This window comes from Nocardioides sp. (assembly GCF_050246775.1).
Lineage (GTDB): Bacteria > Actinomycetota > Actinomycetes > Propionibacteriales > Nocardioidaceae > Nocardioides.
Genome location: NZ_JBFWVK010000006.1, coordinates 92,980 through 109,467, shown reverse-complemented (window position 1 = coordinate 109,467; position 16,488 = coordinate 92,980). Strand labels below are relative to the sequence as shown.

Sequence of the window (16,488 nt, the reverse complement as noted above, 5' to 3'; positions counted from 1 at the left end):
AACGGGGAAGTGAGAATCACATGGTCGAGGTGTTGCTGTTCCATCATGCCCAGGGTCTGACTGACGGCGTCCAGGCATTCGCCCAGAGACTGCGCGGAGCCGGCCACACCGTGCACGTGCCCGATCTTTACGCGGGGCGGGTCTTCGACGACCTGGAGGAGGGGGTGGGTCACGCCCGCCAGGTCGGGTTCGAGGAGATCGGACGTCGCGCGACGCAGGCGGCGCAGGAGCTGCCTGCCGACCTCGTCTATGCCGGATTCTCGCTCGGCGTGATGTCGGCCCAGCGGCTCGCCCAGACGCGGCCAGGGGCACGGGGAGCCCTGCTGTTCCACTCCTGCCTCCCCCCGAGCGCGTTCGACACGGTGTGGCCCGCAGACGTCCCGCTGCAGGTCCACGGCATGGAGGGTGACGACTGGTTCGTGGCCGACGGTGACCTGGCGGCCGCCCGCGACCTAGTGTCGGGGATCCCCGACGGCGAGGTGTTCCTCTACCCGGGCGACGCGCATCTGTTCGCCGACAGCAGCCTTCCTGGCTACGACCAGGCGGCTGCGGACCTGCTCACCCAGCGGGTCCTTCAGTTCCTGGCTCGGGTCTCGTAGTCGAGACGGAAGGCCCACAGACAGACATCGCGTCCGGGCGTCCAGTCCTTCTCGGGCGTCCGGACGAAGCCGAGGCGCTCGTAGATCCGGTGGGCGCCGGTCATCTCCTCCATCGTCGACAGGGCCATGGCGTGGTCGCCTGCGGCTTGGGAGCGGGTCAGGCAGTGCCGCACCAGGGCCTCCCCGATGCCGCGACCTCGCACCGATTCGTCGACGGCGAGCATCCGGAACTCACCTTCGCCCTCCTGGGCGAGCTCACGGTGGGCCGAGCCTGCGGGACAGTAGGTGACGGTGCCGAGCAGGCGACCGTCCTCGACGGCGACCCACACCTCGGAGTCGTCGGCACGGCTCGTGGTGTCCCTGAGCTGATGGACGTAGTCGGCCTCGGCCGGGATGAACCCGCCATCGACGTAGACCGAGAGAATCAGGGCGGCGACGGCGGCGTGCTCCGACTCCGCGATCAGACGGATCTGCATCAGACGCCGTAGGTGGCCCGCGGATAGGCCGCGTTCACGTCGGTGATGACGTTGACCAGGTAGGGGACCCCGGAGTCGAAGGCGCGATCGAGTGCCGGACCGATCTGGCGGGGATCGGTGACGGTCTCTCCGCCGCCACCCAGGGCCTTGACCACGTCGTCGTACGCCGTGCGCGGGGCCAGGTCGGCGGCCACGTCGTAGCCGTAGATCATCTGCATCGGTCCCTTCTCCAGTCCCCACGCGGAGTTGTTGCCACAGATCATGACCACGGGCAGGTCGTGACGGACCAGCGAGTCGACGTCCATCAGGGAGAATCCGGCGGCACCGTCGCCGAGCAGCAGGGCCACCTGTGCGGAGGGTCTGGCGATCCGGGCGGCCATCGCGGCTCCCAGGCCTGCCCCCAGACAGCCGTAGGGGCCCGGATCGAGCCACCCTCCGGGGCGTTTCGGTTCCACGAACTTCCCTGCGAAGCTCACGAAGTCCCCGCCGTCGCCGATCACCACGGCATCGTCTGCCAACCGTGGCACGAGCTCGCCGTAGATCCGGGCCGGGTGGATCGGATCCGCCTCGGCCGACAGCAGGGCGGAGTCCCGGTCGGTGGCGGCGCGCACCGAGTCCTGGAGGGTGTCGACCCAAGGGGTCCAGTCCGGCTTGTGCGACACCCGGTCCAGGGCAGAGAGGATGCCGGTGAAGATGCTGGTGAGGTCACCGGAGGCTGCTGCGGCGAGCTGTGCATGCCCCGACACCTGGGCGGGGGAGTCCGCGAGGTGCACGACCTTGGCCGGGGTCGCGCCGTCCTTGCCGCCGAAGACCCCGTAGCCGAGGCGGAAGTCGAGGGGGGTGCCCACGACGACGACCAGGTCCGCCTGGCCGAAGGCCTGGCTTCGAGCCTTGGTGACCAGGAGCCGGTGGCCGCCGGGGATCACCCCTCGCCCCATGCCGTTGGTGATCGACGGCAGCCCGAGAACCTCCACGAAGGCCAGCGCTGCCACCTCAGCATGGTCGGCCCACACGTCGGTGCCGAGCACGAGCACCGGGCGCTCGGCTGCCGCGAGCAGGGTGGCGACGCGGGCAAGGGCGTCGGCGTCAGGCGCGGCGCCGCGGTGAGGATCGACCTGCGGGACCACGGCGGTCGCCTGGTTGAAGAACTCGTCCATCGGGACGTCCACGAAGACCGGTCCGCGGTGGGAGGAGCCAGCCGTGCGGAAGGCCTCATCCATGCCCTGGGTGATCTCATCGGCGGTGCCGATCGTGTGGGCCAACTTCGCCACCGGAGCCAGGATCGGGGGGTGGTCGAGCTCCTGCAGACTGCCCATGCCCCAGCGGTTGTCGGGGGCCCGGCCACCGACGACCACCATGGGCGACCCAGCGAACTTCGCCTGCGCGACCGCACTGACACCGTTGGTGATGCCGGGGCCGGCGGTCAGCACCGCCAGGCCGGGGGAGCGGGTGAGCTTGCCGGTGGCCTCTGCGGCGAAGGCTGCGGTCTGCTCGTGACGTACGTCGACCAACCGCATCGGGGGCTCGGCCTTGACCGCCCCGTCGTACATCGGGAACACGTGGGCTCCGGAGAGGGTGAACATGGCCTCGACGCCGTGGGCCCGGGCGACCGCCACGGCGAGTTCGCCGGCATGTCCGGACACAGGGGTGCCGCTCGATTCGCTCATGCCTGCAGGTTAGCCGGAGGGACTCGGCTCAGTGCTGGCCCGTGGCCACGTCGGTGAAGTAGAAGGGGTTGCTCATCCGTAGCGCGTCGACCAGCGTCAGCAGCAGGTCGGCCCGGCAGGCGGGCTGGCGCTGCTGGAGGAGTGTCAGGGCAAGGTAGAGGGCCCTCAGGAACGACTCCGGGTTGCCGGTGGTCAGGAACGGGTCGATGTCGTGGTGCGGTGGCCGAGCAGCCACCCCGGCCAGCCGGGCGACCCAGGGCTCCAGGACCGACAGTGGGACCAGGTCACGACGCAGGATCGCCATGGTCGCGGCAGCCAGGCGATCAGGTTCGCCGTTGGTGAAGACGTGCGCGACCGGGAGGAGTATGCGGTCGGCGATCACATCCAGCAGGACGGTCAGCTCATGCTTGCCGAAGTGGGGTGAGGCGGCCAGCGCGGCGATCGCGTCAGCGCCGTGCGCGACCGCGTGGGCCCACCCACTGGTGCGCACGTAGCCGCGGAGGTCCTTCTCGCGCACGTACCAGGCGGTCAGCCGGTCGCCCCACTCCAGCACCTTGTCGGCCGACAACCGGTCGACCTCGTTGTTGCGGCTGATGCAGCAGCCCAGCACCAGGACGGAGAAGGCGCGGCGGAAGACAGTGTCGGTGCCCTGCTCGCCGAGTCCCACGGACAATCCGGCGACCATTCCGTCACCCAGTCCGGACAGCAGGTCGTCGTACACCCCACGACCGATCCAGGTCGCCAGCGTCGGATAGGCGATGCCGTCGCGCAACTCAGGCTCGGTGGAGCCGAGCATGGCAGTGAGCTCGGCCGTCATGTCACCCAGTGGCCGGTCGGTCGGGACCCGCAGACCGTCCCGCACGACCTGCTGCCAGAAGGGCGAAGCCGTGGATGCCATGGCCCTCATCCTGCCAGCCCCATGCCTGCCCCTAGGCTGGTGGGCGTGCCGTCGCTCATCGAACTGGTGCGAGCCCACACCGACCTCGGCGACGAGGACGTGTCCTGGCTGCACCTGTTGCTGGCCGATTGGCAGATCATCGCGGACCTGTCCTTCGCCGACCTGGTGCTGTGGTTGCCCGACCGGGAGGGCACCGGATTCTGGGCCGGCGGCCAGATGCGTCCCACCACCGGCCCCACGGCCTACGTCGACGACGTGATCGGCACCTTCGTGCCGACCGGGAAACGGGCCATGCTGGACGCCGCATGGGCCCAGGGCCGTCTCGTGCGTGACGGCGACCCGGAGTGGCGCGACGACGTGCCGGTGCGGGTGGAGGCGATCCCGGTGCGACGCGGCGACCAGGTCATCGCCGTGGTCGCGCGCAACACCAACCTGCTGGGCGTGCGTACGCCGAGCCGCCTGGAGCTCTCCTACCTCCAGACCGCCAGCGACCTGACCCAGATGATCGCCCACGGGTTCTTCCCCTCGAGCGGGCAACGTTCCGACCACGCCGACTCCCCGCGGGTGGGCGACGGGTTCGTCCGGGTCGACGCAGCCGGCCGGGTGGCCTACGCCAGTCCCAACGCGCTGTCGGTCTTCCGGCGCCTCGGGCTGGGCACCGACCTGACCGGCCTCAACCTCGCCGAACTGACCCGCTCACTGGTGCCACCCCGGCGTCGACCCGACGAGGAGACCCTGAGCGCCGTCCTCGCCGGTCGGATGCATCGCGACACCGAGATCGAGACCGACGACGTTGCCCTGATCCTGCGATCCATCCCGTTGCGGCCTCAAGGCGATCACATCGGGGGGCTGATCCTGCTGCGCGACGTGACCGACCTGCGTCGGAGGGACCGGGAGCTGGTCACGAAGGATGCGACCATCCGCGAGATCCACCACCGGGTGAAGAACAACCTGCAGACGGTAGCCGCGCTCCTGCGACTCCAGGCCCGGCGGATCGACAACGACGAGGCCAAGTCCGCGCTCGAGGAAGCCGTACGCCGGGTGGGCTCGATCGCGATCGTGCACGACATGCTGAGCCAGGCGGTCGAGGAGCACGTGCTCTTCGACGATGTCGTCGACGAGCTGGCCCGGATGGTGACTGAGGTCAGCGCCGTGGGGGCCTTGGTGAAGGTCCGGCGCGACGGCACCTTCGGCGTGGTGCGCTCCGAGACGGCGACCGCTCTGGCCATGGTGCTCACCGAAGTGCTGCAGAACGCCGTCGAACACGGCTACGACGCCGGCGACACGGGGGAGATCGTCCTGCGCGTGCGCCGCATCGTGGGTCGGCTGCACCTCACCATCGACGACGACGGCAAGGGTCTGCCGGCCGGCTTCGATCTGGACTCCTCCACCAACCTGGGGCTCTCGATCGTGCGAACGCTCGTGGAGTCGGAGCTCGACGGTCAGCTCCGGCTGGGGCCTGTGGCGACCGGCGGGACGCGTGTCGACATCGACCTGCCCGTGGAGTGACGCAGCGATCAGGCGGTGCGCACGCGGGCGCGCGCGTTGCGTCGCTTGAGGGCGCGGCGCTCGTCTTCGCTGAGCCCGCCCCAGACGCCGTGGTCCTGACCCGCCTCGAGCGCCCAGGCAAGGCACTGTTCGCGCACATCGCAGCGTCGGCACACCTGTTTGGCTTCCTCGATCTGGAGGATGGCCGGACCGGTGTTGCCGATCGGGAAGAACAGCTCCGGATCCTCGTCGAGGCATGCAGAGCGATGGCGCCAATCCACGGGTGGGAATCCCACTTTCTTTTGCGACTCGGCAGATCATTGCTGCCATAGGTTCGGGGCACGCTTAGTGAACGGGTTCACATGCGCAACGAATAGCGTCGCAAGAAGTTGGCAGGTAAACAACCCCCTGCGAGGGTTTCCTCGGTCACAACTACCCTTGCCGGGTGCGACTCACCCCCGATCCTGGCACTCCCACGCCCCTGTCCGTGGCAGCTGGTGTGGCTGCTGCCCAAGGACTCTTCCTCGTTGGGTATGGCGTCCTCGAGCTGATCAGCGTCTCCTCCGGCCGGGTCACGATGGGCCTGACGACGGCTGTCTTCTTCCTCGCCAGTGGGGTCGGGCTGGTCTGGGGGGCGTGGGCGGTGACGCACGGGCGACCGGTGGCGCGCAGCCCGATCCTCCTGGTCCAGCTGATCCAGCTCGGCCTGGCGTGGAACTTCTTCGAGCCCGGCACCCGATGGGTCTCCGGGGTGCTGGCGGTCATCGCAGCGGTCGTCATCGTCGGGCTGCTGCATCCGGCGAGCATGCGGGCGCTGGACTCCGAGCGCTGATCGCCTCAGTCGACCGCCCGCAACGCCGTCCGCATCGCCTCGAGTGACCGGCCCAGCAGCCGCGAGACGTGCATCTGTGAGACACCCACCTCGGCCGCGATCTCGGACTGGCTCAGGTTGGCGAAGAACCGCAGCATCAGGATCTGCTTCTCGCGGTCGGGGAGTCGCTCGATCACCGGCTTGATGGACTCACGCAGATCGACGTTGTGCAGGCCGATGTCGTCGACGCCGAGGCTGGCGAGCATGGCGGGCGGGCCGTCCTCGGAGCCCGACTCGGCGTCGAGCGACACCGTGGCGTAGGCGTTGCTGGACTCCAGGCCCTCGAGGATGTCCTCGACCGAGCAGCCGATCCGGTCCGCCAGCTCAGTGGCCGTGGGGGAGCGCCCCAGGCTCTGGGTCAGCTCGCCGGTCGAGGCGTTGATCTGCATCCGCAGCTCCTGCAGGCGGCGGGGCACCCGGATCGCCCAGCCCTTGTCGCGGAAGTGACGCTTGATCTCCCCGATGACGGTCGGCGTCGCGTACGTCGAGAACTCCACACCACGATCGGGGTCGAAGCGGTCCACCGACTTGATCAGGCCGATGGTGGCGACCTGGACCAGGTCCTCATGGGGCTCGCCTCGGTTGCGGAACCGTCGGGCGCAGTGCTCGACCAGCGGAAGGTGCAGCTGCACCAGCTCGTCGCGCGCCGCAACTCGGAGGCCGTCGTTCGCACTCGGGTCACGCAACTGCCCGAACAGCGCCGCGCTCCGGCGTCTGGTCAGGTCCCCGTTGGTCGATGCTGTGGTCTCGTCCCCCCCGGACCTCATCTCAGACGTCGACCGCCGAATGCATCGTCAACGTGAGCGTGACGTGCCCGAGAGAGACGCTCTGGGTGGCCTCGGCAGTCAGCGCGTTGAGCACCTGCCAGGCCCACGCACCCTGGTCGATCGTGGTCGGATGCTCCGTGGACACCCGGACCGAGGCGGTGATGGTCGCCTCGTCGAGGAAGAACTCGGCATGCAGATCGCTGCCGTGGTCGGCCATGGGGAGCATGAGGGCACATGCCTCGCTGATCGCCATGCGGAGGTCCTCGATGTCCTCGATGGTGAAGTCGAGCCTCGCTGCAAGGCCCGAGGCCACCGTGCGCAGGACGGACACGTAGGCGTTGTCGGCGGGGAGTCGCAACTCCACGTCCGAGCGCCTGGTGGCCCGCCCCGGCATCGAGAGGTGTGCCTGTTCCATGAAGTGATCCTCCGCACCCACGGGAATGGACTATCCGTCACCTTAGTCAAGACGACGGCGCTAGCGTCTGGAAGGGAACCGGAGTGGGGGTCCAGGCTCTCGTACAGGTTGAAGGCCTACCCCGGAGGATGACAGTTGAAACCGGATGACGCGGAGTACCTCTCCTTCGTCACGGCGCGCTACCGGACCCTGGTTCGGGCGGCCGTGCTGTTCGGGTGCTCGCGTCAGGACGCCGAGGACGCGGTCCAGGACACCCTCATCCGGTGCTACTCCGGGTGGTCCCGGGTGGTGGCGGCCGATGATCGCGACGCCTACGTCTACCGCATCCTGGTCAACGGCATCTCTCGGTCCAGGCGGCGCAGGTGGCGCGGTGAGCTGCCGCACGGCGAGGTCCCTGAGCCCGCTGCCGTGGAGGACCCGGCCGCTGACGTCGTGCTCAGCCAGTCCGTGCACGCGGCCCTTGGCCGGCTGGGACCCGACCAGCGCCAGGTGGTCGTGCTGCGCTACTTCGCCGATCTCAGCGAGGCGCAGATCTCACGGGTGCTGGGGATCCGCCCCGGGACCGTGAAGAGCCGGGCCTCGCGGGCCCTGGTCGCGCTGGGCGCTGACACCTCGCTCGCCGCCCTGTCACACCCGTCGCAGGAGACCCCATGATCCAGGAAGCCGAGGTCGCGGCCTGGCTCCGTGACGCGACCGCAGCCATCGACGTGCCCGTCGTACCGGCCCAGGAACTGGCACGGGCCGGGCAGCGGCGCACCCGGCGGCGCAGGCTGGCCGTGCTCGCAGCGGGCGTAGGTGTCGCAGCCGTCACGACCGGCGTGGTGCTCGCCCGATTGCCAGGTCCCGACCGGGCTGATGCTCCGCCGAGTGTCGGCACACCTGTCACCTCCACGGGCACCTGCCAGAGCCGCGTGCCCGCCAAGGTCCTACCGGACTGGGCGACCGCCGGCTTCTCCGACCCCGAGCCGAGCATCCCGTATGTGCTCGGTGACAAGGGTGCCATCGTTGCGGTCCTGTTCGCCCAGCCCCTTTCGGCACCGCCTTCGGCCGATCACAACAACAAGATCCTCTGGGTCGCCAGATCGGCGGACTTCGCCAGCGACCTGGAGATCACGGCACGAATCGCAGACGGCTCACGAACCGTGACGCGCACCGTCGCCGGCGGGCCCGGCCCCTCGATCATCGACCTGCCCGAGCCCGGTTGCTGGCAGCTGAGCCTGACATGGGGCGATCAGAGCGACTCGATGGCGCTCGCCTACGCCGCGGACTGACCCGTGCGCACCGATGGCCGGTCACCTGGATCAGGTGACCGGCCATCGGAGGTGTCTCAGGCCTTCTTGGTCTCCCAGAAGATCTCCGCGATCGCATCGATCTTGGCGAGCAGCTGGTCGGCCACGTCGGCGTCCATGGAGCCCTTGGTGCCGGTCGCGCCGGCGAGCTTCGTCGCCTCGTTGACCAGCGTGTGAAGCTGGGGGTACTTCTCGAAGTGCGGCGGCTTGAAGTAGTCGGTCCACAGCACCCAGAGGTGGTGCTTGACCAGCTCGGAGCGCTGCTCCTTGATGAGGACCGCCCTCGTGCGGAAGTCCGGGTCGTCGTTGTCGGCGAGCTTGCCGATGACAGCCTTGATCGATTCGGCCTCGATCCGGGCCTGGGCCGGGTCGTAGACGCCGCAGGGCAAGTCGCAGTGAGCCTGAACTTCAACGGTGGGGGCGAAAAGTCGCGAGAACATCCGGTGGGAGTCCTTCCTTGTCGATCTGGAGTTTTCCATCGACTGCGACACTACTCCGCGTGCCGATCTCGCCACCCCACCCCTTCGGTTTTGCCGTCGTTCGTGGACGGTCGATGCTGCCCACGCTGGTGGAAGGTGATCGTCTGCTGGTGCGCTACCGCGCCAGTCCGCGACCCGGCGACCTGGTGCTCGCCCGGTTCGCCGACGGCACCCTGAGTGTCAAACGTGCCGCCGAGCGCCGTACGACGCGCACCGGCGAGGCGGGCTGGTGGCTGCTCAGCGACAACCCCGAGGAAGGGGTCGATTCCCGGCACCGGGGGGTGGTTCCCAGTGCGGCCGTCCTCGGCGTGGTGGGGATACGAGTGTGGCCGCTGCGCCGCCGACCTGTGATTCATCCCACCGGGCGTTCCTGAAACCGCGGGTGGCGCCCTCCGCCGGCTCTGGCATCATGACGAGCGTCATGGCTGAAGAACTGGAAACGACCGCGCCCGCGACCGAGCACCCCTTCGCCGGGGACCCGGTCTTCGACCTGCACGTCGGCGGGAAGATGGCCATCCGCTCCGCTGTACCTCTCACCGGACGCGACGAGCTCTCCCTCGCCTACACCCCCGGCGTGGCCCGGGTCTGCGAGGCGATCGCCGCCGACCCGAGCATGACCGCGCACTACACCTGGGTGCCCAACACGGTCGCTGTGGTCACCGACGGCACCGCGGTGCTGGGCCTCGGTGACATCGGCCCGGCCGCGGCGATGCCCGTCATGGAGGGCAAGGCTGTGCTGTTCAAGCAGTTCGGCAACGTCGATGCCATCCCCATCTGCCTGGACACCACCGATGCCGACGAGATCGTCGAGACCGTCGTCCGGTTGGCTCCCAGCTTCGGCGGCATCAACCTCGAGGACATCTCGGCTCCGCGCTGCTTCGAGATCGAGCGTCGCCTCAAGGAGCTGCTCGACATCCCGGTCTTCCACGACGACCAGCACGGCACGGCCGTGGTCGTGCTCGCGGCTCTCACCAACGCTCTCCGGCTCACCGGCCGCGAGGCCGCGAGCACCCGCGTGGTGATCTCCGGTGCCGGCGCCGCAGGCGTTGCCGTGGCTCGCATCCTGCTCGAGGCCGGCATCCGCGACCTGGCCGTGGTCGACCGTCGGGGCGTGCTCAACAACGTGCGCGAGGACCTGACGTCGGTGAAGTCCGCACTGGCGCGCGACACCGCGGACAACTACGGCCGCACCGGTGCTCTGGCCGATGTCATGGACGGCGCGGATGTCTACATCGGCGTGTCCGGCGGCACGGTGCCCGAGGAGGTGGTGGCCACGATGGCCGAGGGCGCGATCATCTTCGGGCTGGCCAACCCCACCCCCGAGGTGCATCCCGACGTGGCTGGGCGCCACGCCCGTGTGGTGGCCACCGGACGCTCCGACTTCCCCAACCAGATCAACAACGTCCTGGCGTTCCCGGGCATCTTCCGTGGTGCGTTCGATGCCCGCGCCATGGCCATCACCGAGGGCATGAAGCTCGCCGCGGCCACGGCGCTCGCCGAGCTCGTGGGCGATGAGCTCAGCGAGGACTTCATCATCCCCGGTCCGTTCGACCCGCGGGTCGGACCCGCGGTCGCCCGCGCGGTCGCGGCCGCCGCTCGTCGTGACGGGGTCGTCCGCGCCTGAACACCGCGCCCCGCAACGTCATCGCTCCTGGCTGCCCCGGCAACCGGTTGTTATGACGTTGGACACAGCCAGGGGGGTGCGAGCCCGCTAGCCTCGGAGCATGTTCGCTGTCTACGCCGACCAGTTCTCCTTCGAAGACCCGCTGAGCGGCTTGGTGGTCGGTGAGCGGCCCGACCCGGTCGCGCCGCCCGGCTGGACCACTGTCACCGTGAAGGCGGCCTCGCTGAACCACCACGACCTCTGGTCGCTGCGCGGGGTGGGCCTCAAGCAGGAGGCCCTGCCGATGATCGTGGGTTGTGATGCCGCCGGCTACGACGAGGCCGGCAACGAGGTCGTCGTGCACGCGGTGATCAGCGCGCCGGGCTGGACCGGCGACGAGACGCTCGACCCCGGTCGTTCTCTGCTGTCCGAGCGCCACCAGGGCACGTTCGCCGACAAGGTGATCGTGCCCAGCAGCAACGTGGTGGCCAAGCCCGCCTCCCTCAGCTTCGAGGAGGCCGCCTGCCTGCCGACGGCCTGGCTGACGGCCTACCGGATGCTGTTCGTCCAGGGTGATCTCAAGCCCGGTGACACCGTGCTCGTCCAGGGTGCCGGAGGTGGGGTGGCGACCGCGCTCATCACCCTGGCGCGCGCCGGCGGCCTGACCGTGTTCGCCACCAGCCGCGACGAGGCCAAGCGCACCCGCGCCCTCGAGATCGGGGCTCACCGGGTGTTCGAGAGCAACCAGCGACTGCCGGTCACCGTGGATGCCGTGATGGAGACAGTCGGGCGGGCCACGTGGACCCACTCGGTGCGCTCACTGCGGCCCGGCGGCCGCATCGTGATCAGCGGGACGACGTCCGGCCCCAACGTGGACGACGCGCAGCTGACCCGGATCTTCTTCCTCCAGCTCAGCGTCGTGGGCTCGACGATGGGCACGCGTTCCGAGCTGGCCTCGTTGGTGCAGCTGCTCGACGCCACCGGGGCGCGGCCGCTGATCGACCGGGTGCTGCCGATGACCGAGGCCCGCGAAGGGTTCGCGGCGATGGCCGGAGGCGACCTGTTCGGCAAGATCGTGTTCACCCGATGACCCGTCGACACCTGGTCACCGGGGCGGCCTCGGGGATCGGGGCGGCGATCGCCGACCTCCTGCACGAGCGCGGCGACGAACTCTGGCTGCTGGTGCGCACCGAGGAGCGCGCCCATCAGCTGTCCCCGGCCTTCCCGAACGCCGAGATCGTGGTGGCCGACCTGACCGACCCCGCGGGGCTCGAGAAGACGTTGTACGACGCCGTGCTGCCCACGGAGCTCGACTCGGTGCTGCACATTGCCGGAGTGGTGGACCTGAGTCCGGTCGCCGAGCAGAGCGTGGAGCAGATCCGCGAACAGGTCGACGTCAACCTCATCTCTCCGATGGTGCTCACCCGGGTGCTGCTCCCGGCGCTGCGAGCGCGGCAGGGGCTCGTCCTGGTGGTGAACTCAGGTGCTGGGCTGACGGCCCACGCCGACTGGTCGGCGTACGCGGCGTCGAAGTTCGGGGTGCGCGCGTTCGCGGACAGTCTGCGAGCCGAGGAGGCTGCCCACGGGATCCGGGTCACGACGGTCTATCCCAGCCGGACGGCCACGCCGATGCAGCAGAAGGTGCACGACCAGGAAGGCAGCGACTACGACCCGAGCCGGTGGATCCAGCCGGACACGGTCGCGCGCTCGATCCTGCACGTGATCGACCTGCCGTCCGACGCATCGATCCCCGAGCTGACGATCCGCCAGGGCCCGTCCCGGCCGTGACGCCGGCCTAGTCGTCGGGATCGTCGAGTCGCGCCAACCAGGTCGCGAAGCGCTCAACTGCCGTCTCGAACTCCGGGAACGTGTCGGTGAACTCCTGGAGCCGCTCACCGACCCATGCCAGCGTGACCTCCTCGTCACCCCGACGTTTCTGGAGCTCCTCGATCCCGCGGTCGGTGAAATACATCAGGAGTCGAGGGTCGCGCCGGCATCAGGTCGGGCGAACGCCGCATCGAGCAGCGTGCGCTGCTCCTCCTGGTGGCGCTTGACGGTCCCGACCGACGGCGAGGCCGACTCGGGTCGCGTGACGGGCTCGACGTCGAACTCCCGGCCCGCGGTGAGGCTGGGCCACACGTTGAGCTGGTAGTGCGGCCACGGGCCCATGTTGCGCGGCTCGTCCTGCACCCAGCGCACGGCCTTGAGGTTGGGGTATTTCGCCAGTTCCTGCTCGATGGCAGCGACCGGGCGTGGGTAGAGCTGCTCGAGCCGGGAGATGGCGAACCGAGCACCGTCCTCCCGCTTCGCACGCTCCACGGCCAGGTCCCAGGTGACTCGTCCCGAACACAGCAGCAGCGTCTCCACAGTGTCCGGGTCGGCGTCGGCGTCGGAGATGAGCGGGCGGAAGGTGCCCTCGGTGAAGTCGGAGGGCTGTGAGGCAGCCTCCTTGCGCTTGAGCATCGACTTCGGGGTGAAGACGACGAGCGGGCGGTGCTCCTCACCCAGGGAGTGCTGGCGCAGCAGGTGGAAGTACGACGCGGGCGTCGATGGCTGGGCCACCACGAACGCGTCGTCGGCGCACATCGCGAGGAACCGCTCGATGCGGGCCGAGGAGTGGTCCGGGCCCTGTCCCTCATAGCCGTGGGGCAGGAGCAGGACGACGCCAGACTGCTGGCGCCACTTCTGCTCACCGGCCGACACGAACTCGTCGATCACGGTCTGGGCGCCGTTCACGAAGTCACCGAACTGAGCCTCCCACAGCACCAGGGCATCGGGCCTGGCCACGGAGTAGCCGTACTCGAAGCCCAGCGCGGCGTACTCGGAGAGCAGCGAGTCGTAGACGAAGAACTTCGCCTGGTCGTCGGTCAGGGTGCTGAGGGGGGTCCACTCATCGGCGTTCTTGCGGTCGATGATGGTGGCGAAGCGGGACACGAACGTGCCACGGCGCGAGTCCTGGCCGGCCAGACGCACCGGGCGTCCGTCCATGAGCAGCGCACCGAAGGCGAGGATCTCGCCGGTGCCCCAGTCGATCGGGCCGTCGGTGATCGCGGCCGCGCGTCGCTGCAGCTGAGGCATCACCTTGGGGTGGACCGTGAACCCGTCGGGCGGGGTGATGTAGGCATCGGCGATCCGCTTGAGCACCTCGGGGGTGACCGCGGTGCGGGTCTCGCCGGAGGACTTCTCGGGGTAGTCGGGCACGGTGGTCCACTCAGAGGGCTGGCTGTCGGCCTCGCGGACCTCGGTGAAGACTCGTTCCAGTTGCGACTGGTAGTCGCGCAGGACCTGCTCGGCCTCCTCGATCGTGATGTCTCCCCGACCGATCAGCGACTCGGTGTAGAGCTTGCGCACCGAGCGCTTCTGCTCGATCAGGTCATACATCAGCGGCTGCGTGTAGGAGGGGTCATCCCCCTCGTTGTGACCGCGGCGGCGGTAGCAGACGAGGTCGATGACCACGTCCTTCTTGAACGCCTGACGGTATTCGAAGGCCAGTTGGGCGACCCGGATGCAGGCCTCGGGGTCATCGCCGTTGACGTGGAAGATCGGCGCCTGGACCATGCGGGCCACGTCGGTGCAGTAGAGCGAGGACCGCGAGGATCCAGGAGACGTGGTGAACCCGACCTGGTTGTTGACGACCACATGGATGGTGCCGCCGGTGCGGTAGCCGCGCAGCTGGGACAGGTTGAGGGTCTCGGCCACGACTCCCTGACCGGCGAAGGCGGCGTCGCCGTGCACCAGCAGGGGGAGCACCGGGAACGCCGCGCCCTTGTCGAGCATGTCCTGCTTGGCCCGGGCGATGCCCTCAAGGACCGGGTCGACGGCTTCGAGGTGGGAGGGGTTGGCGGCGACCGAGACGGCGATCTTGTCGCCGGAGCCGGCAACGAACTCACCCTCGGCGCCGAGGTGGTACTTCACGTCACCGGAACCCTGCACCGTGCGCGGGTCGATGTTGCCCTCGAACTCCCGGAAGATCTGGGAGTACTTCTTGCCCACGATGTTGGCCAACACGTTGAGCCGGCCACGGTGAGCCATCCCGATGGTGACCTCGTCGAGCCCGGCCGCCGCGGCAGCTTCGCAGATCTCGTCGAGCACCGGGACGGTCGTCTCGCCGCCCTCGAGGGAGAAGCGCTTCTGTCCGACGAACTTGGTCTGCAGGAACGTCTCGAACGCCTCGGCCTGGTTGAGCTTGAGCAGGATCCGCAACTGCTCCTCGCGAGGCGGCTTGGTGTGCGGCTGCTCGACTCGCTCCTGGATCCAGTGGCGCTGCTCGGGATCCATGATGTGCATGTACTCGATGCCCGTCGTACGGCAGTAGGAGTCACGCAGGATCTTGAGGATGTCGCGCAGCTTCATGAAACTACGACCCTCGCCACCGAAGGAGCCGGTGGCGAACTCGCGGTCCAGGTCCCAGAGGGTCAGTCCGTGTGTGGCGACGTCGAGGTCGGGGTGGCTGCGCTGCTTGTACTCCAGCGGGTCGGTGTCGGCCATCATGTGCCCGCGCACCCGGTAGGCGTGGATCAGCTCGAGGATCCGGGCCTGCTTGCTGATCTCGTCGTCGTGGGAGGTGGCGATGTCGGAGGCCCAGCGGATCGGCTCGTAGGGGATCCGCAGCGATCGGAAGATCTCGTCGTAGAACTCCTCGCCGCCCAGCAGCAGGGAGTGCACGCGGCGCAGGAACTCGCCGGACTGCGCGCCCTGGATGACGCGGTGGTCGTAGGTGGACGTGAGCGTCATCACCTTGCTGATGGCGTTGCGGGCGATCGCCTCCTCCGAGGCGCCCTGCCACTCCGGGGGGTAATCCATCGCGCCGACCCCGATGATGGCCCCCTGACCGCTCATCAGTCGCGGCACCGAGTGGTTGGTGCCGATGGTGCCCGGGTTGGTCAGTGAGATCGTGGTGCCCTGGAAGTCCGAGACCTCGAGCTTGTTGTTGCGCGCCTTCTTCACGACCTCCTCGTAGGCGGTCCAGAAGGCGGCGAAGTCCATCGACTCCGCAGCCTTGATGCTGGGCACGAGCAGCTGTCGGGTGCCGTCCGGCTTGGCCATGTCGATGGCCAGCCCGAGGTTGATGTGGGCGGGCTGGATCAGGTTGGGCTTGCCGTCCACCACGCCGTAGCCGACGTTCATCTCCGGCATCGAGCGCAGCGCCTTGATCAGCGCGTAGCCGATGATGTGGGTGAACGACACCTTGCCACCGCGGGCCCGGCCCAGGTGGCTGTTCATGACGATCCGGTTGTCCCACAGCAGCTTGACCGGGACCGAGCGCACGGAGGTCGCCGTCGGGACGGTGAGGGACACGTCCATGTTCTGGGCGGTCCGCATCGGCGCGCCGCGCAGGACGGTGTACGTCGGCTCGTCACTCGCCGCACTGGGCACCTTGGGGCGCGACTCCTTCGGGACCGGGTTGGAGGTCCCGGCGGCCGGTTCGGCTGCCTTGGCCGCCGGTCGGGGCTTGGCGACGGGCGCGGGAGTGGTGGTGGCGGCGGGCGCGGCGGCGGCCGGCTTCTCCACCGGGGTTGCCGGGGCTGCCGGAGCCGGGGCGGCTGGCTTCTCGACCGGGGCTGCCGGAGCAGATGCAGCCGCGGCCGGCGGTGCAGCGGCGGGCGTGGGCGCGGCCGCCGGGGCGGATGCGGTTGCCGTACCGTTGCCGTTCGGTCCGCCATGGGTGGTGAAGTACGCCACCCAGGCCGGGTCGACAGCCGTCGGATCCGAGGTGTACTGCTCGAACATCTCGTCGACGAGCCATTCGTTGGCTCCGAAGTCTTCGAGTGGGTGAATGTCCTGCGACTCGGGCACGGCTTGGATCGCCTCTTCCGGAAAAACGCGAATGCTTTGTCTGACAGCCACCAAGGCTAGCCCTACACAGCGCCAAATGCAGAGGGTGGGGCAGGTTGTCGGGCAGGCTGTCACCAGAGTCACAACGGATGGGAAATCGA

The 16,488-nt window shown here is 69.0% G+C and carries 18 protein-coding genes; 9 read left to right on the top strand and 9 right to left on the bottom strand.

Annotated features, from left to right (window positions below):
- The first annotated feature begins 20 nt into the window (after positions 1 to 20).
- Complete coding sequence (locus AB7I40_RS20665; RefSeq protein ID WP_428345115.1) at positions 21 to 599, top strand: dienelactone hydrolase family protein; 579 nt, start codon at positions 21 to 23, stop codon at positions 597 to 599.
- Here AB7I40_RS20665 and AB7I40_RS20660 read toward each other — a convergent pair.
- From AB7I40_RS20660 to AB7I40_RS20650, 3 genes are read right to left on the bottom strand one after another with little or no spacing between them, the layout of a single operon-like run.
- Positions 575 to 1,075, bottom strand: coding sequence for a GNAT family N-acetyltransferase (locus tag AB7I40_RS20660; protein WP_428345116.1), 501 nt, complete (start codon positions 1,073 to 1,075; stop codon positions 575 to 577). The genes AB7I40_RS20665 and AB7I40_RS20660 overlap by 25 nt on opposite strands.
- A complete protein-coding gene (locus tag AB7I40_RS20655) occupies positions 1,075 to 2,742 on the bottom strand; it encodes an acetolactate synthase (protein ID WP_428345117.1) in 1,668 nt (555 codons plus the stop codon). Before AB7I40_RS20655 ends, AB7I40_RS20660 begins: the two co-directional genes overlap by 1 nt.
- 28 nt (positions 2,743 to 2,770) lie before the next feature.
- Positions 2,771 to 3,640, bottom strand: a complete 870-nt coding sequence (locus AB7I40_RS20650; RefSeq protein ID WP_428345118.1) for a DUF2785 domain-containing protein — start codon at positions 3,638 to 3,640, stop codon at positions 2,771 to 2,773.
- A gap of 45 nt (positions 3,641 to 3,685) precedes the next feature.
- Between AB7I40_RS20650 and AB7I40_RS20645 the strand changes: the two genes are divergently transcribed.
- Positions 3,686 to 5,149, top strand: a complete 1,464-nt coding sequence (locus tag AB7I40_RS20645; RefSeq protein ID WP_428345119.1) for a sensor histidine kinase — start codon at positions 3,686 to 3,688, stop codon at positions 5,147 to 5,149.
- A gap of 8 nt (positions 5,150 to 5,157) precedes the next feature.
- Here the strand turns inward: AB7I40_RS20645 and AB7I40_RS20640 are convergent, their stop codons facing one another.
- Complete coding sequence (locus AB7I40_RS20640; RefSeq protein WP_027863177.1) at positions 5,158 to 5,409, bottom strand: WhiB family transcriptional regulator; 252 nt, start codon at positions 5,407 to 5,409, stop codon at positions 5,158 to 5,160.
- 164 nt (positions 5,410 to 5,573) lie between these two features.
- On the opposite strand from AB7I40_RS20640, the gene AB7I40_RS20635 reads away from it, so the two are divergent.
- On the top strand, positions 5,574 to 5,960 hold the full coding sequence (locus AB7I40_RS20635; protein ID WP_428345120.1) for a hypothetical protein: 387 nt from the start codon (positions 5,574 to 5,576) through the stop codon (positions 5,958 to 5,960).
- Between the two features lie 5 nt (positions 5,961 to 5,965).
- Here the strand turns inward: AB7I40_RS20635 and AB7I40_RS20630 are convergent, their stop codons facing one another.
- Both AB7I40_RS20630 and AB7I40_RS20625 read right to left on the bottom strand, forming a co-directional pair.
- Positions 5,966 to 6,766, bottom strand: a complete 801-nt coding sequence (locus AB7I40_RS20630) for an RNA polymerase sigma factor SigF (RefSeq protein WP_428345121.1) — start codon at positions 6,764 to 6,766, stop codon at positions 5,966 to 5,968.
- A 1-nt stretch (position 6,767) separates the two neighbouring features.
- A complete protein-coding gene (locus tag AB7I40_RS20625) occupies positions 6,768 to 7,181 on the bottom strand; it encodes an anti-sigma factor (protein WP_428345122.1) in 414 nt (137 codons plus the stop codon).
- 135 nt (positions 7,182 to 7,316) lie between these two features.
- Here AB7I40_RS20625 and AB7I40_RS20620 point away from each other — a divergent pair, with 135 nt between their 5' ends.
- Together AB7I40_RS20620 and AB7I40_RS20615 are read left to right on the top strand one after the other, a co-directional pair.
- Positions 7,317 to 7,835 (top strand): SigE family RNA polymerase sigma factor, encoded by a 519-nt coding sequence (locus AB7I40_RS20620; protein ID WP_428345123.1) that lies wholly within the window; start codon positions 7,317 to 7,319, stop codon positions 7,833 to 7,835.
- Positions 7,832 to 8,452, top strand: a complete 621-nt coding sequence (locus AB7I40_RS20615; RefSeq protein WP_428345124.1) for a hypothetical protein — start codon at positions 7,832 to 7,834, stop codon at positions 8,450 to 8,452. The genes AB7I40_RS20620 and AB7I40_RS20615 overlap by 4 nt, the downstream gene beginning before the upstream one ends.
- Before the next feature lie 56 nt (positions 8,453 to 8,508).
- On the opposite strand, the gene sodN is transcribed toward AB7I40_RS20615, so the two are convergent.
- The gene (gene sodN / locus AB7I40_RS20610) at positions 8,509 to 8,910 is read right to left on the bottom strand and encodes a superoxide dismutase, Ni (protein ID WP_428345125.1); all 402 of its coding nucleotides are present in this window, start codon (positions 8,908 to 8,910) and stop codon (positions 8,509 to 8,511) included.
- 17 nt (positions 8,911 to 8,927) lie between these two features.
- Between sodN and AB7I40_RS20605 the strand changes: the two genes are divergently transcribed.
- The 4 genes from AB7I40_RS20605 to AB7I40_RS20590 all read left to right on the top strand — a co-directional run bounded on the left by AB7I40_RS20605 (position 8,928) and on the right by AB7I40_RS20590 (position 12,340).
- Entirely contained in the window at positions 8,928 to 9,323 is a 396-nt protein-coding gene (locus AB7I40_RS20605; RefSeq protein WP_428345126.1) for a S24/S26 family peptidase, read from the top strand.
- A 47-nt stretch (positions 9,324 to 9,370) separates the two neighbouring features.
- Positions 9,371 to 10,573, top strand: a complete 1,203-nt coding sequence (locus AB7I40_RS20600; RefSeq protein WP_428345127.1) for an NAD(P)-dependent malic enzyme — start codon at positions 9,371 to 9,373, stop codon at positions 10,571 to 10,573.
- 100 nt (positions 10,574 to 10,673) lie between these two features.
- Positions 10,674 to 11,642, top strand: coding sequence for a zinc-binding dehydrogenase (locus AB7I40_RS20595; protein ID WP_428345128.1), 969 nt, complete (start codon positions 10,674 to 10,676; stop codon positions 11,640 to 11,642).
- Positions 11,639 to 12,340 carry an SDR family oxidoreductase gene (locus AB7I40_RS20590; RefSeq protein WP_428345129.1) on the top strand — a complete coding sequence of 234 codons (702 nt, stop codon included), beginning with the start codon at positions 11,639 to 11,641 and terminating at the stop codon, positions 12,338 to 12,340. Before AB7I40_RS20595 ends, AB7I40_RS20590 begins: the two co-directional genes overlap by 4 nt.
- A 7-nt stretch (positions 12,341 to 12,347) precedes the next feature.
- Here the strand turns inward: AB7I40_RS20590 and AB7I40_RS20585 are convergent, their stop codons facing one another.
- Positions 12,348 to 12,524 carry a DUF6104 family protein gene (locus AB7I40_RS20585; RefSeq protein ID WP_428345130.1) on the bottom strand — a complete coding sequence of 59 codons (177 nt, stop codon included), beginning with the start codon at positions 12,522 to 12,524 and terminating at the stop codon, positions 12,348 to 12,350.
- Entirely contained in the window at positions 12,524 to 16,348 is a 3,825-nt protein-coding gene (locus AB7I40_RS20580; RefSeq protein WP_428345131.1) for a multifunctional oxoglutarate decarboxylase/oxoglutarate dehydrogenase thiamine pyrophosphate-binding subunit/dihydrolipoyllysine-residue succinyltransferase subunit, read from the bottom strand. Before AB7I40_RS20580 ends, AB7I40_RS20585 begins: the two co-directional genes overlap by 1 nt.
- Positions 16,349 to 16,488 lie beyond the last annotated feature (140 nt).